Source organism: Aquabacterium sp. A3 (genome assembly GCF_038069945.1).
Taxonomy (GTDB): domain Bacteria; phylum Pseudomonadota; class Gammaproteobacteria; order Burkholderiales; family Burkholderiaceae_C; genus Aquabacterium.
In genome coordinates, this window is the sequence record NZ_JBBPEV010000001.1 from 422,775 (window position 1) to 436,757 (window position 13,983).

Annotated in this window: 11 protein-coding genes; 5 read left to right on the forward strand and 6 right to left on the reverse strand. The window is 64.9% G+C overall.

Features of this window, described 5'->3' with window-relative positions; genetic code table 11:
- Positions 1-23: 23 nt before the first annotated feature.
- Positions 24-1,181: an FAD-dependent monooxygenase gene (locus WNB94_RS01875; protein ID WP_341388011.1), complete on the reverse strand. Its 1,158-nt coding sequence runs from the start codon at positions 1,179-1,181 to the stop codon at positions 24-26.
- Positions 1,182-1,325: 144 nt separating this feature from the next.
- Between WNB94_RS01875 and ychF the strand changes: the two genes are divergently transcribed.
- On the forward strand, positions 1,326-2,420 hold the full coding sequence (ychF, locus tag WNB94_RS01880; protein ID WP_341388012.1) for a redox-regulated ATPase YchF: 1,095 nt from the start codon (positions 1,326-1,328) through the stop codon (positions 2,418-2,420).
- Between the two features lie 7 nt (positions 2,421-2,427).
- Here the strand turns inward: ychF and WNB94_RS01885 are convergent, their stop codons facing one another.
- Positions 2,428-3,333: a bile acid:sodium symporter family protein gene (locus tag WNB94_RS01885; RefSeq protein ID WP_341388013.1), complete on the reverse strand. Its 906-nt coding sequence runs from the start codon at positions 3,331-3,333 to the stop codon at positions 2,428-2,430.
- Between the two features lie 3 nt (positions 3,334-3,336).
- On the reverse strand, positions 3,337-5,073 hold the full coding sequence (locus tag WNB94_RS01890; RefSeq protein WP_341388015.1) for an AMP-binding protein: 1,737 nt from the start codon (positions 5,071-5,073) through the stop codon (positions 3,337-3,339).
- A 208-nt stretch (positions 5,074-5,281) separates the two neighbouring features.
- Between WNB94_RS01890 and WNB94_RS01895 the strand changes: the two genes are divergently transcribed.
- From WNB94_RS01895 to WNB94_RS01905, 3 genes are all read left to right on the forward strand, one after another.
- A complete protein-coding gene (locus tag WNB94_RS01895; protein ID WP_341388017.1) occupies positions 5,282-6,847 on the forward strand; it encodes a methyl-accepting chemotaxis protein in 1,566 nt (521 codons plus the stop codon).
- A 10-nt stretch (positions 6,848-6,857) separates the two neighbouring features.
- A complete protein-coding gene (locus WNB94_RS01900) occupies positions 6,858-7,544 on the forward strand; it encodes a PA4824 family protein (protein WP_341388018.1) in 687 nt (228 codons plus the stop codon).
- 159 nt (positions 7,545-7,703) lie between these two features.
- Positions 7,704-8,216: a chemotaxis protein CheW gene (locus WNB94_RS01905; protein ID WP_341389911.1), complete on the forward strand. Its 513-nt coding sequence runs from the start codon at positions 7,704-7,706 to the stop codon at positions 8,214-8,216.
- Between the two features lie 21 nt (positions 8,217-8,237).
- Here WNB94_RS01905 and WNB94_RS01910 read toward each other — a convergent pair whose 3' ends face one another.
- Positions 8,238-10,865, reverse strand: coding sequence for an ABC transporter permease (locus WNB94_RS01910; RefSeq protein ID WP_341388019.1), 2,628 nt, complete (start codon positions 10,863-10,865; stop codon positions 8,238-8,240).
- Positions 10,866-10,947: 82 nt separating this feature from the next.
- Between WNB94_RS01910 and WNB94_RS01915 the strand changes: the two genes are divergently transcribed.
- Entirely contained in the window at positions 10,948-11,700 is a 753-nt protein-coding gene (locus WNB94_RS01915) for a YoaK family protein (protein ID WP_341388021.1), read from the forward strand.
- Here WNB94_RS01915 and WNB94_RS01920 read toward each other — a convergent pair.
- The gene (locus WNB94_RS01920; RefSeq protein WP_341388023.1) at positions 11,663-12,706 is read right to left on the reverse strand and encodes an adenosine deaminase; all 1,044 of its coding nucleotides are present in this window, start codon (positions 12,704-12,706) and stop codon (positions 11,663-11,665) included. The two genes, WNB94_RS01915 and WNB94_RS01920, sit on opposite strands and share 38 nt — an antisense overlap.
- Before the next feature lie 88 nt (positions 12,707-12,794).
- Positions 12,795-13,952: a BMP family ABC transporter substrate-binding protein gene (locus tag WNB94_RS01925; protein ID WP_341388025.1), complete on the reverse strand. Its 1,158-nt coding sequence runs from the start codon at positions 13,950-13,952 to the stop codon at positions 12,795-12,797.
- Positions 13,953-13,983: the final 31 nt, after the last annotated feature.

Below are 13,983 nucleotides of genomic sequence, written 5' to 3' on the forward strand. Positions count from 1 at the left end.
CTTCTTGAGAGGGTGCCTGGGGCTCAGGCGTCCAGTGCCTGGCTCACCAGCCAGCGTTTGAGTGGCCCCGTGCGCTGCACGAGGCTCATGCCCACATTGCGCAGGTCGCGAACCGGTGCGCGCGGATCGGCAAACAGGTGCAGCAGCCCATCGGTCACGCCCGACATGGCGCGGGTGGGCCACAGACGGCGACGCACGTAACGCTGCAGGGTGCGCTCATCGCCCGGAGAACGCCACGGCGACTGTCGACGGGCCTGCACCAGCTCACCCACCAGCACATCCACATCGGCCAGGCCGAGGTTCAGGCCCTGGCCCGCCAAAGGGTGCACCTGGTGCGCGGCATCGCCCAGCAAAACCCACCCCGGACCACACCAGCGGTCGGCCTGCGCCAGGGCCAAGGGCCACGCGGCGCGCTCGGAGGCCAGGCTCAAGTGGCCAACCAACGCCGCACCCTCGGGGTCGCTGGCTTGCAGCGCCTGCATGAGGGCTTGCTCGAACTGCTCAGCAGGCAAGGCCATCAGGGCCTGTGCCTGGGCGGTGGGCACCGACCACACCAGGCCATAACTGGCCCCCGGCACCGGGTCATGGAATGGCAGCAAGGCCAGGATCTCGGGGGATCTGAACCACTGGCGGGCCACCCCCTGGTGCGGATGCGCGGCCTTCAGCCGTGCCGCCACACCCATGTGGCCGTAATCCTGGCGCTCGAAGCTCACGCCCAGCGCACTGCGGGTGCCGGAGTGCTTGCCTTCGCACACCGCCAGCAGGGGCGCGGGTGATGCGTCCAGCGTCAGCACCGGCGCCACGCCCTGCACACCGGCGGCATAGCGCAAGGCCTGGGTCAGCAGGCGCTCCAGGGCGCCCGCGTCCACGATCCAGGTGAGCTCGCGCACCTGCTGCTGCCAGGCCGAAAAGGCCAGGCGCCCGCCATCGTCGCCCCGAATCACCATGTCCCACACCGGGGTGGCGTGCGATTGCAGCTCAGGCCAGATGCGCAGGCGCTCAAGCAGCTGAATGGCCCGTGCATTGAGCGCGTAGGTGCGCACGTCCGCGCGCTCGGCTGTCGCAGAGGCCTCGGGCCGAGCCCAGGCCACCCGCCAGCCTTGCGCCGCCAGGGCCAGCGACAGGCTCATCGCCACCGCACCCGAGCCACTGACACACACCTCGAATCCTTTTGCAGACATGTCGTGTGGGACCACCTTGGGGCCCGCTGGTTCCAACAGACCCCGAATCTAATACGGAAAGCCGGGGCCGACCGCGTAAAATCAAGGGTTTTGCGGCGCGTCAGACGCGGTGCACCTCTCAAGCAACCTCTACCAGGAACATCCATGAGCCTCAAATGCGGCATCGTGGGTCTGCCCAACGTCGGCAAGTCCACCCTCTTCAACGCGCTGACCAAGGCCGGCATTGCGGCTGAAAACTACCCCTTCTGCACAATCGAGCCCAATGTGGGCGTGGTGGAAGTGCCCGACCCCCGCCTGCAGGCCCTCGCCGAGATCGTCAAGCCCGAGCGCATCCTGCCGGCCATCGTGGAGTTCGTGGACATCGCAGGCCTGGTGGCTGGCGCCTCCAAGGGCGAAGGCCTGGGCAACCAGTTCCTCAGCCACATCCGCGAGACGGACGCCATCGTCAACGTGGTGCGCTGCTTCGAGGACGACAACGTGATCCACGTGGCCGGCAAGGTCGACCCGATCGCCGACATCGAGGTCATCCAGACCGAGCTGTGCCTGGCCGACCTGGGCACCGTGGAGAAAAGCCTGCACCGCTACCAGAAGGCTGCCCGTTCGGGCAATGACAAGGAAGCGGCGGCCCTGGTGAAGGTGCTGGAGAAGTGCCAGGCCGCGCTGGACCAGGCCCAACCTGTGCGCACCATCGATTTCAGCAAGGAAGAACTGGCCATCCTCAAGCCGCTGTGCCTGATCACGGCCAAGCCCGCCATGTTCGTGGGCAATGTGTCTGAAACCGGCTTTGACAACAACCCCTTCCTGGACCGCCTGCGCGAATACGCCGCCGCCCAGAAGGGCGAAGTGGTGGCCATTTGCGCCAAGACGGAAGCCGAACTGGCCGAGATGGACGACGAGGACCGCGCCATGTTCCTGGCCGAAATGGGCCAGAGCGAACCGGGGCTGAACCGCCTGATTCGCGCAGGCTTCAAGCTGCTGGGGCTGCAGACCTACTTCACCGCCGGGGTGAAGGAAGTGCGCGCCTGGACGGTGCCGGTGGGCGCCACCGCCCCGCAGGCCGCCGGCGTGATCCACACCGATTTTGAGCGCGGGTTCATTCGCGCTCAGACGATCGCCTTTGAAGACTTCATCCAGTACAAGGGCGAACAGGGCGCCAAAGACGCCGGCAAGATGCGCGCTGAAGGCAAAGAGTACATCGTCAAGGATGGCGATGTGCTCAACTTCCTGTTCAACGTCTAAGCCCTGCTCAGGCGCGCTGCACCGCCCCGATCTTGGCGGCGTCGCGCGAGAGCTGCTCTCGGCGGGTGATGCCGCGGAACCACACCGTCACGGCCGATGAGCTCAGCACGATGAACAGCGAGTACAGCACCGGGATCAGCAGCACCTCTTGCTGCTGGGTGCCCGTGAAGGTGAGCGTGACGATCAGCACGGCCAGCGGACCGTTCTGAATACCGGTCTCCAAAGCGATGGTGCGCGCGCGGTGGGTGTCTTGCCTGAGCATGCGCGACAGGCCATAGCCCAGGGCGAATCCGCACAGCCCCAGGCCGATGGAGCCCGCGTACACCGGGAACCCGGTGCTCAGCAACAGGGGCCAGTTGCGCGGCACCCATGAGCCCACCAGGAACACAATCACGACCACACCCAGCACGCCGCCGATCAGCTCGATGACGGCGCCCACGTTGGCATTCCATTTGCGCAAGGCGATACCGATCACGGTGGGCACCAGCAGCACGAACAGCACCTGGATGACGTTACCTGGCGGAATCTGCCAGTTGCCCTCGATGCCTTGAGAGTAGAACGCCAGCGTGATGGGCACCATGACGATGGCCACCAGGGTGGAGCCCATGGTCATGAGGATGGACAGGCTCAACACGCCCTTGCTGAAGTAGGTGAAGATGTTGCTGGTGGTGCCTCCAGGCATGCACCCCATCAGGATCAGCCCCACCATGTAGGCTGGCGGCAGCTCCAGCGCCCGGGCCAGCAAGAAAGCGATGAACGGCATCAGCCCGTACTGGCAGACCAGGCCCACAAATATGCCCTGGGGCTTGCGCAGCGCGATCGCAAAATCCTTGAAGGTGAGGCTGGCGCCCATGCCCAGCATGATCACCATCATCATGATGCCCAGCAACCTGGTTTCGAGTTCGCTCAACATGGTTCATGCCCCCTTCTTCGTGTGGCCCAGGACCTCATTGCGCAACTCGCGGCGCAAGATCTTGCCGATCGGGGTCTTGGGAAGCTCGTCGCGGAAGTGGATGCGCACGGGCATCTTGTACGCCGTGAGCTCGGCCCGGCAATGCGCCATCAACTCGGCCTCGGTCACGCTGTCGTCGCGCTTGACCACGTAGGCCCACACGGCCTCCCCGGTCTTGTGGTCGGGCACACCGATCACGGCCGCTTCCATCACCTTGTCGTGCGCCGTCAGCACGTCCTCGACCTCGTTGGGGTACACGTTGAAGCCTGAGACCAGGATCATGTCCTTCTTGCGATCGACGATGGTGAAGGTGCCATCGGCGCTCATCACCGCCACATCCCCGGTGTACAGCCAGCCGTCACGCAGGGTCTTGGCGGTTTCATCGGGGCGCTGCCAGTAACCCTGCATCACCTGCGGGCCCTGCACGATCAGCTCGCCACGCTCGCCCACCGGCACGTCGTGGCCATCGTCGTCCACCAGGCGCACCGCCGTCATGGGCGCCGGGATGCCGATGCTGCCGTGCTGCCGGGGGGCGTTCAAGGGCTGAAAACACACCACGGGTGAGGACTCGGTCAATCCATAGCCTTCCACCAGGGGGCAGCCCACCATCTCTTCCCAGCGCTTGACCACCGCATGGTGCATGGCCGCGCCACCACCGCCTGCCGCCTTGATGTGCTTGGGCGGGAAGGCAGCAAACCACTCTTCATTGAGCAGGGCGTTGTACAAGGTGTTGACGCCCGTCAGCCAGGTGATGCGGTAGTTCTCGAACGCACGTTGCAGGTTCTGGATCGGGCGTGGGCTGGGCACCAGGATGTTGCACGCGCCCATGCGGAACATGCACAGGAAGTTCACCGTGAAGGCAAACACGTGGTACAGCGGCAGCGCCGTGAGCACGACCTCTTTGCCGGGGTCGATGTGGCTGCGGGTCATGCCCAGCATCTGATCGAGGTTCCACAAGAGGTTGCCATGGGTCAGCATGGCGCCTTTGGACAACCCTGTCGTGCCGCCGGTGTACTGCAGCAAAGCCAGGTCGGCGTGTGTCATGTCGGCCCAGAAGGTGGATGCAGCGCCACCCGAGGCCTGGCGCCCTTGCGCCAGCGCATCGGGCAGGCTCACCACCTTCAAACCATGGGCGGGCACCAGGCGATTCCAGTACTTCATCACGCCGTACACCACCTGCTTGACCACCGGGGGGAAAAACTCGGGCACCCGGGTCATGACCACATGCTGAACACCTGTCGTGGCCAGGATGGACTCCAGCTTGTCGGCAAACATGTCGACGATGACGATGGCCTTGGCCCCGCTGTCATTGAACTGGTGCGCCATTTCGTGCGGCGTGTACAGCGGGTTGGTGTTGACCGCCACACATCCAGCCTTGAGCACCCCCAGCAAGGCCACCGGGTAACTCAGGCAGTTGGGCATCTGCAGCGCCACCCGGTCTCCGCGGGCCAGGCCCAGCGTGAGGCGCAGGTAGCGCGCAAACGCATCGCTCATCTCATCGAGTTGGGCGTAGGTCAATGAACCATACATGCCATTGGGCATCACCGTGGTGAAGGCCGTCTGGGCCGCAAACTGGCGCATGGCCTCGCTGGCCATCGCCGGCAAGCTGGGGTGAACGGGCGCCTCCAGTTGCGCCGGGATGTGCTGGCCGTACTGCTGCAGCCAGGGCTTGAGGTCATAGGGCGAGGTGTGAGCGTTCATGCATCCGCACAATGAGTCGTACCGTGCCTGCCACGATAGACGACTTGTCCGTTTATCCCAAGCCAAAAGCACACGATTCGTGGGCGTAATGGCTGAAAAGAGGGAAAACACTCAAGCCGCCTCCATGACAACCGATAGACAGCACTGATGCGTTGCTGGCACCTCAGGGTTGCAAGGTGACGCCCACAGGTCACCCATGGAGGACGCCATGTCTTTGAAAAACGCCATCAGGTTGTTCAGCATTCAGGCGCGGATGCGCGCCATGGTGGGCGTCACCTTGGCGATGCTGTTGTTGGTCGGCTTGATCGGGCTGATGGGCCTGGAGCGCACCATCACCCACGCCAACGAACACGCCGAACATGCTTTTGCCGAACTGAACGAATTAGGGCAGTTGCGCGAAGGCGCCGCGCTGTTGCAGCTGGAGAGCATGCGCCTGAGCGCGCAGGCACAGCAAGGCTGGGGCCCCCAAACCCAGGCCATCGCCGAACGGTGGCGGGCCGAGGTGGCGCGGATGACGGCCACAGCGCAATCGATGCTGGAAGGCGAAGAAGATGAAGACAATGCGCATGCGCGGCTCTTGCTCACCGACCTGGCCGCCCATCAGCGGGCCATGGACACCCTGCTGGATCGGGTGCAGTCCGGCGCCCTCAGCTCTCCGACCGAGATGGCCGAGGGCATCACGCAAGCACTGGCCTTGACCGCCCCCATGCAGGGACGGCTGGACGCCATCACCCAGGTGATGGTGGACGAAGCCGAAGAGGGGCAGCATACGCTGACCGACAACGCCCGTCTGATGGAGTTGCTTTACGCAGGCGCCACGCTCGTGTCCATGGTGTTGGTAAGCGCATTCACAGTGGCCAACCAGCGTTCGATCTGTGAACCCATCGAAGCGGCCAGAAACGTTGCCCTGTCCATCGCAGGCGGACAACTGGACAACCGCATTGATGCCGGCGGCCGTGATGAGTGCAGCAACCTGCTGATGGCGCTGGACCGGATGCAGTCGGGACTGAAGTCCATCGTGCAGGACGTTCGGGACGCGGCGTCGGCCATTTCCCTGGCCTCTCACGAGATTGCCTCGGGCAACATGGACCTGTCAGGGCGCACAGAAAACGCCGCATCGAGCTTGCAGCAAACCGCCAGCAGCATGGAGCAGTTGACCCAGACGGTGAAGCAAAACGCCGATGCGGCCCAAGCGGCCAATGGCATGGCACAGCAGGCTGAGCAGGCGGCCAATGGTGGCCAGGGCATCATGAACGGGGTGGTGTCCAGCATGGAAGACATACAGCGCACCAGCCAGCGCATCCACGACATCATCGGCGTGATCGATGGCATCGCCTTCCAGACCAACATCCTGGCCCTCAATGCGGCCGTGGAGGCGGCCCGCGCCGGAGAACAAGGCCGCGGCTTTGCCGTGGTGGCCAGCGAGGTGCGCGGTCTGGCGCAGCGCAGTGCCAGTGCAGCGCGCGAGATCAAGCAGTTGATTGAAGACTCGGGCGAAAAAGTGTCCTCGGGATCCCGGCTGGTGACCGATGCGGGGCAGGCCATGAACAGCATCATCGAGCACGTCCGGCATGTGCGCGAAACCATCAGCGCCATCTCGATCAACGCCTCCGAGCAAAGCACCGGCATCGGCCAGATCGGTCAGGCGGTCAACCAACTGGATCAAATGACCCAACAAAACGCCGCACTGGTCGAACAATCGGCGGCGGCGTCTTCCAGCCTGAAGGATCAGGCTGAGCGCCTGAGCCAGACGGTTCAGACCTTCCGGCTGTGAGGACACCGACATGCGACAACTTGCCTTGATCAGCGCTGCCATCGGGTGCTTTGCACCATGCGCTCATGCCGCCAGGCCCATGGCCGTGGACGACACCGGGGTGAACGACCCCGGCACCTGTCAGGTGGAAGTGTGGCAAGAACACGAGGCCGGCGATCGGCACCTTCATGTGGCGCCCACTTGCGGCGTGTGGCCCGGACTGGAGATCAACCTGGAGACGATCCACAGCAGGCCTTCCTCAGAGCACGCTCAAGGCGCGTTTGCGGGGTTCCGCTGGGCGCCGTCGGCTTGGCAGTTCGAGCACTGGAGTCTGGCCTTGCGAGGTGGCTGGCTCAAAGAAAAAGCCCCAGCGGGCGGCGCCTGGTCATCGGTGGACTGGTCGTTGGGCTTGATGGCAGCCAGGTCGCTCAACGACAGCGTGACCTTGCTGCTGAACCTGGGCCACACCCACCAGCTGGAATCCAGCCGTCCGCTCACCACGCACGGCCTGGGCCTGCTGTGGACACCCAACGAGCGATGGAACCTGTTCGTTGAAGCCCTGGGCGAAGGTCGCGAACGCCCGGTGCTGGGCATGGGGGCGCGCTGGTGGCCTTGGCCGGGCACGCTGGGCCTGGATGCCACTCTCACACGCCCGACCACCCCGGGCGCGCGCACCATCTGGGGCCTGGGCCTGGGGTGGTACGGCATCAAGTTCTGAAAACTCCTTGCAACAGCGCTTCAGTTTTTCTGTCGCGGGACGATAAACCCCGAAGCAAGACCTTTCTTGAGGACCACCATGGACACCCTGCAAGCAGCGCCCCCCCAAAGCAGCACCTCGGTACGCCCCGAGTCCTCCGCCTCGACGGCGGGCCTGGGCATGCGGCAAAGCGTCAACCGCCAGGTTCGCCATGTGCCTGCGGGCCGTGAATACCTCACGTTCCGCCTGGGCACCGAGGAATATGGCATCGACATCCTCAAGGTGCAGGAGATCCGCTCTTACGAGCCGCCCACCAAGATCGCGAACGCGCCGGCCTACCTCAAGGGGGTGGTGAACCTCCGCGGGGTGATCGTGCCCATCGTGGACCTGCGGGTGAAGTTCAATTGCGTGGGCGACGACGGCCAGGCCGAAATCAGCAGTTTCACGGTGGTGATCGTGCTGAATGTGAAGGGCCGGATCGTGGGCGCGGTGGTGGATTCGGTCAGCGACGTGATGCAGTTGTCGGAGCAGATGATCCAGCCGGCCCCGGAAATGAGCGATGCGCTGGTCGACACCACCTACATCACCGGCATTGCCAACATCAACGAGCGCCTGCTGATCCTGATGGACATCGAGTCGCTGATGAGCAGCGCCGAGATGGGCCTGATCAAGCAACTGGCCGAGCAGCACTGAGCCGCACCGCCCGGCGCGCACTCATTCCACCTGGCGCAATGTCATGACCACGGGGCGTCGGCTGACGCCCCTCAAGGTCCACCAGCCGGCCAGCCATGCCAGGCAGGCGCCCGCCACGGCACCCGGCACTGGCCACCACCAGGGGGCCTGCCAGGCAAACTCGAACACCTGATGGGCCAAGGCCCAGCCCATGGCCAGCGAGGCCAGGCCGGCCAGCCCACCACCCAAGGCGCCCAGCACCAGCAACTCGGTGCGTTGAACGCGCGCCATCAAGGCATGGGTGGCGCCCAACGATCGCAAGATGGCCCATTCCCGGGCACGGCGCTCGCGAGAGGCCATCATCCCGGCTACCAGCACCACCAGGCCGGCAGCCAGGGTGAACGCAAACAAAAACTCCACCGCCGAGATCACCTGCGTCATCACCGACTGCACCTGCGCCAGCGTGGCCGACACATCGATCACCGTGACATTGGGGTACTGCTGCACCAGTTGGCGATCCAGTGAGGTGTTGGCGGGCACCTTGAAGGCGGTGATGTAGGTGACCGGCCACATGGGCATCTCGTCGCTGGGCGCCATCACGAAAAAATTGACCCTCATCGAGGCCCAATCCACCCTGCGCACACTGGTGATGCGCCCCTCGTGAATCACCCCGGCCATCTCGAATCGGAGTCGATCACCCAGTTGCAGCCCCAGGGTCTGCATCAGCCCCTCTTCGACGCTGAACCCATCGCTGCCGCCGGCCTGGTAGCGCCCGGCCACAACCGGGTTGTGTGCGGGAATTTGGGCCGCAAAGCTGAGGTTGAACTCCCGCTCGACGAGGCGCTGGGCCCGATCGTCGGCATAGCGATCGCCGCTGACCGCCTCGCCATTGATGGCCAGCAGGCGCGCACGCGTCATGGGATACCAGTCGAAGTCCTGCACCCCGGCCTGCCGCAAGGTGGCCTGGAAGGCCTGCACCTGGTCGGGCTGGATGTTGATGACGAAGCGGTCGGGGGCGTCAACGGGGGTGGCCGCTCGCCAGCTGTCCACCAAGTCGGTGCGGATCAGGATGAGCAGCAACAAGGCCATCAGGCCCACCCCCAGGGCCGCCACCTGCACCACGGTCTGCGCCGTCTGCGCAGTGAGCTGGCGCACCGACAAACTCCACCAGGCCGGCCAGCGCTCGCCCCATGATGCGGCCAGCCGACGCAGGCCCTGCGCCAACAACCAGCCCGCCAAGGCAAACACCGCCACCGCCGCCGCAAAGCCGCCCAGGGCAATGCCACCCAGCACGAGGTCGCCAGCCACCATCAACAACAAGCCCACCAGTGCAGCCAGGCCCAGACCGGCCACCAGCCAGGAGGCGGTTCTGGGTTCACCCAGATCGCGGCGCAACACCCGCAAAGGTGGCACCTGCGCCAACTGCAGCACCGACGGCAAGCCAAACCCGAGCGTCAACAACACGCCCACCGACAAGCCCAGCAACCACGGCGCCACACCGGCGGCCGGCAGGCTGACCGACACCAGGCTGCCCAGCAAGGACACGAACACCAGGTGAAATGCCCAGCCCAGCACCGACCCCAGCACGCTGGCCAGCACGCCCACGGTCAAAAATTGCAAAGCATAGGCCTTGGCCATGAAGCTTTGCGGCACGCCAAACACGCGCAGCAGGGCACAGTCGTCCAGCCGCCGCTGCGCAAAATCACGCGCCACCACGGCCACGGCCACGGCCGACAACAAGGCCGCCAGCAAGGCCACCAGGCGCAAGAACAGGCTGGCGCGGTCCAGCGTGGTGCGCATCTGCGGCTGCCCCTGCTCCAGGGTCTCAACCCGGGCGCCGCGCGCCTCTTGTGCCTGTTGTTGTGCCCAGCGCGTGAAGGCCTCAAGTCTGGGCTCGGCACCGGCATCCCCGGCATCACCAGTGGCCGGGCGATCAGGGCGCGGCGCTTGCGCAGGCTGCGCATCCATGGGCCTGAGGGGCCCGGCGGCCAGCAGCCGGTAGGTCACGCGGCTGGCCGGCTGGATCAGCTCGGTTCGCGCCAGATCGGCCTGGCTCATCATGACCCGCGGCGAAAAGTTCACGAACCCCGCGCCCCGGTCGGGCTCGCTGACGATGACCGCCTCAATGCGCAAGGCGGCCTCGCCCAGCCACAGCTCGTCACCCAGCTGCAAGCCCAGGATGTCCAGCAAGCCGGGGTCCACCCAGGCGTGCCCCGCTGCGGGTCCTCCGGCGGGGGCAGGCTGCGGCGCGCCGGGGGCCCCTTGGGCATCCGCCATGGCGATGGTGAGGCGCCCGCGCAAGGGATAGGCCTGGTCAACGGCCTTGATGGCCACCAGCCTGGACTCTCCGCCGCGCTCGTCTGGCGCACGCGCCATGCTGGGAAACACCCAGGTGCGGCTGGTTCGCAGACCATCAGATCGGGCTTGCCGCTCCCACGCGTCAGCGATGGGCTGATCGGCCACCACCACCACGTCGGCGCCCAGCAACTGCGCCGCATCGCGGCTCAATCCGCGCTCGATGCGGTTGGCAAAAAATGACACGGCCGTCAGGGCCGCCACCGCCAGTGCCACGGCCACCAGCAACAGACGCATGCTGCCGCCGCGGAAATCCCGCCACGTCTGCGTCCACGCCCACATCCACACCGAGGGCGCGACCATTGATTTGGACATCTCAGACACAAGCCACCTATCCGATCACGACAGATCGGGGCATGATGTCATCTTTCGAATGGCCTTGCCTGACTGAGTCGCCATGCCCGTGGATTACCTGCGGTCGCTGACCGCTGTTGAACGCAGCCGCCGAGCCAATGTGCACCTGGGGCTGTCCTTGTGCTTCATTGCCGGCGCCATCAACGCCGGCGGATTTCTGGCCATCGGCACCTACACCTCGCACATGACGGGCGTGGTCTCCAGCATGGCCGATGAGCTCGTGCTGGGACGATGGTCGCTGGCGCGACTGGGCTTGGCCTCGTTGCTGAGCTTCATGGTGGGCTCTGCCACGTCATCGGTGCTGATCAACTGGGCCCGGCGATTGCGCTCACGCCATGAATACGCCCTGCCCCTGATGCTGGAAGCCATTTTGCTGCTGATGTTCGGCCTGCTGGGGGCCTTGCAGCATGGCATCGGCAACCTGGTGATGCTGACGGCCATGCTGCTGTGCTTCATCATGGGCTTGCAAAACGCCATGATCACCAAGGTGTCGCACGCTGAAATCCGCACCACCCACGTGACCGGCCTGGTGACCGACATTGGCATCGAGCTGGGCAAGCTGGTGTACTGGAACCAGGGCAGTGCCGCCAGCAGCCAGCCACGCATCGAGGCCAACCGCAGCAAATTGCGACTGCACGCCTCACTGGTGCTGAGCTTTTTTGTGGGGGGCGTGGTGGGGGCCCTGGGCTTTCAGCACGCGGGCTACATCGCCACCCTGCCCCTGGCCCTGGCCCTGGCGGTGCTGTCGTCAGGCACGCTCATGCCGCGCGGGCAAACACCTCGTCGAGCTGGCTGATCCAGCCGGCCTTGTGGGCCTCATCCACGAAGCTGGCCTCCAGGCTGTTGCGTGCCAGTGTGTAAGCGTGCGAGGCGTCCAGCGGCAAGGCCGCAAACGTCTCCAGGTAGTTCTCGTTGACGTAGCCACCAAAGTAGGCCGGGTCGTCTGAATTGATGGTGACCTTCAAGCCTGCGTCCAGCAAGGTGCGCAGGTTGTGTTCGGCCATGGTCTTGAACACGCACAGCTTGATGTTGGACAGCGGGCACACGGTCAGCGGCGTGCCTTGCTGCGCCAGGCGCTGCACCAGCGCAGGGTCTTCCACGCAACGCACACCGTGGTCGATGCGCTCGACCTTCAGCACGTCCAGCGCGTTGATGATGTACTCGGGTGGGCCTTCTTCGCCGGCATGGGCCACCAAGCGCAGGCCCAGTTCGCGGCACTTGGCAAACACGCGGGCAAACTTTTCGGGCGGGTGGCCCCGCTCGCTCGAATCCAGGCCCACCCCGATGAAGTGCTCGCGGTAAGGCAGCGCCTGCTCCAGGGTCTTGAAAGCGTCTTCTTCGCTCAGGTGGCGCAAGAAGCACATGATCAGCGCCGAGCTGATGCCCAACTCGGATCGGGCCCGCTCGCAGGCGCTGGTCAGCCCCCGGATCACGGTCTCGAACGCCACGCCGCGCTCGGTGTGGGTTTGCGGATCAAAAAACAACTCGGCGTGCACCACGTTGTCGGCCTTGGCCCGCAGAAAGTAGGCCCAGGCCATGTCATGGAAGTCGGCCTCTTTCAGCAGTACCGACGCCCCGGCGTAATAAATGTCCAGGAAGCTCTGCAGATCGGTGAAGGCATAGGCCTCGCGCAGGGCTTCGACGCTGGGGTAGCTCAAGGCCACGCCATTGCGCTGGGCCAGCGCAAAGATCAGCTCAGGCTCCAGCGAGCCCTCGATGTGCATGTGCAACTCGGCCTTGGGCATGGCCTGCAACAAATCGGGCAGGCGGTCGGCGGGGATGGAAGAGAACTTGGCAGTCATCGGGCACCTGGTGAATCTGGCGGTTGGGCAAAAAGGCCACCCCGCAGGGTGGCCCGATCGGTTCAGCCTCTCGGCCGGAACACCTTGATCACTTGCTGTTGGGCACAGCGCCTTCCACACCCTTGATGTAGAAATTGATGCCGCCCAGGAAGGCGTCGTCGGCCACCACGTCAGCCGCCAGCACTTCCTTGCCATCCTGGCCCACGATGGGACCCTTCCAGATGTTGTAGGTGCCTTCCTTCAGGCCGGCCTTGATGGCCTCTACCTTGGCCTTGACGTCGGCGGGCACGGCGTCAGAAATGGACACCATGTCGATGGCGCCTTCCTTCACGCCCCACCACACGCCGCCGGTGCTCCAGGTGCCTTCCAGCGCGTCCTTGGTGGCCTTCACGTAGTAGGGGCCCCAGTTGATGATGGCCGAACCCAGGTGGGCCTTCGGGCCAAACAGGCGCATGTCGGAATCCCAGCCAAAGGCGTACTTGCCCGCCTTCTCGGCGGTTTGCAGCACGGCGGCCGAGTCGGTGTTCTGGAACAGCACGTCGGCGCCCTGGTTCAGCAGGCTTTGTGCGCCTTCGGCTTCCTTGGGAGGATCAAACCAGCTGTTCACCCAGACCACGCGGGTCTTGATGTTGGGATTGACGCTTTGGGCGCCCAGCGTGAAGGAGTTGATGTTGCGGATCACCTCGGGGATGGGGATGGAGCCCACCACGCCAAGGGTGTTGGTCTTGGTCATGGCACCCGCGATGACGCCGGCCATGTAGGCGCCTTCATATGTGCGCGAGTCGTAGGTGCGCATGTTGGCGGCCGTCTTGTAGCCGGTGGCATGCTCGAACTTCACGTTGGGGTTGTCGGCGGCCACCTTGAGCATGGGCTCCATGTAGCCGAAGGTGGTGCCAAAAATCAGGGTGTTGCCCTGCCCCACCAGATCGCGGATCACGCGCTCGGCTTCGGGGCCCTCGGGCACCTTCTCGACGTACATGGTCTGCACCTTGTCGCCAAACTCGGCCTCGATGGCCTTGCGGCCCTGGTCGTGGGCAAAGGTCCAGCCGGCGTCGCCCACCGGGCCCACGTAGGCAAAGGCGATCTTGAGGGGTTCGCTGGGCGCTGCTGCGGCGGTTTCAGACGCCGGGGCCGAAGCCGCTGCGGGCGCTTCGTCTTTTTTGCCGCAGCCCACGAGGGCGGCGGCGGTGGCCAAGGTGGCGTAACCACCCAACTTCAGCAATGAGCGCTTGGACAAAGAGGTCATGTCATCTCCAGGGTTGAAAACGGCTCGAAAC

What these genes read in the sequence shown, in the direction of transcription:
- WNB94_RS01875 (WP_341388011.1), bottom strand. Translation starts at nt 1,181, where the DNA reads ATGTCTGCAAAAGGATTCGAGGTGTGTGTCAGTGGCTCGGGTGCGGTG.
- ychF (WP_341388012.1), top strand. Translation starts at nt 1,326, where the DNA reads ATGAGCCTCAAATGCGGCATCGTGGGTCTGCCCAACGTCGGCAAGTCC.
- WNB94_RS01885 (WP_341388013.1), bottom strand. Translation starts at nt 3,333, where the DNA reads ATGTTGAGCGAACTCGAAACCAGGTTGCTGGGCATCATGATGATGGTG.
- WNB94_RS01890 (WP_341388015.1), bottom strand. Translation starts at nt 5,073, where the DNA reads ATGAACGCTCACACCTCGCCCTATGACCTCAAGCCCTGGCTGCAGCAG.
- WNB94_RS01895 (WP_341388017.1), top strand. Translation starts at nt 5,282, where the DNA reads ATGTCTTTGAAAAACGCCATCAGGTTGTTCAGCATTCAGGCGCGGATG.
- WNB94_RS01900 (WP_341388018.1), top strand. Translation starts at nt 6,858, where the DNA reads ATGCGACAACTTGCCTTGATCAGCGCTGCCATCGGGTGCTTTGCACCA.
- WNB94_RS01905 (WP_341389911.1), top strand. Translation starts at nt 7,704, where the DNA reads ATGCGGCAAAGCGTCAACCGCCAGGTTCGCCATGTGCCTGCGGGCCGT.
- WNB94_RS01910 (WP_341388019.1), bottom strand. Translation starts at nt 10,865, where the DNA reads ATGTCCAAATCAATGGTCGCGCCCTCGGTGTGGATGTGGGCGTGGACG.
- WNB94_RS01915 (WP_341388021.1), top strand. Translation starts at nt 10,948, where the DNA reads ATGCCCGTGGATTACCTGCGGTCGCTGACCGCTGTTGAACGCAGCCGC.
- WNB94_RS01920 (WP_341388023.1), bottom strand. Translation starts at nt 12,706, where the DNA reads ATGACTGCCAAGTTCTCTTCCATCCCCGCCGACCGCCTGCCCGATTTG.
- WNB94_RS01925 (WP_341388025.1), bottom strand. Translation starts at nt 13,952, where the DNA reads ATGACCTCTTTGTCCAAGCGCTCATTGCTGAAGTTGGGTGGTTACGCC.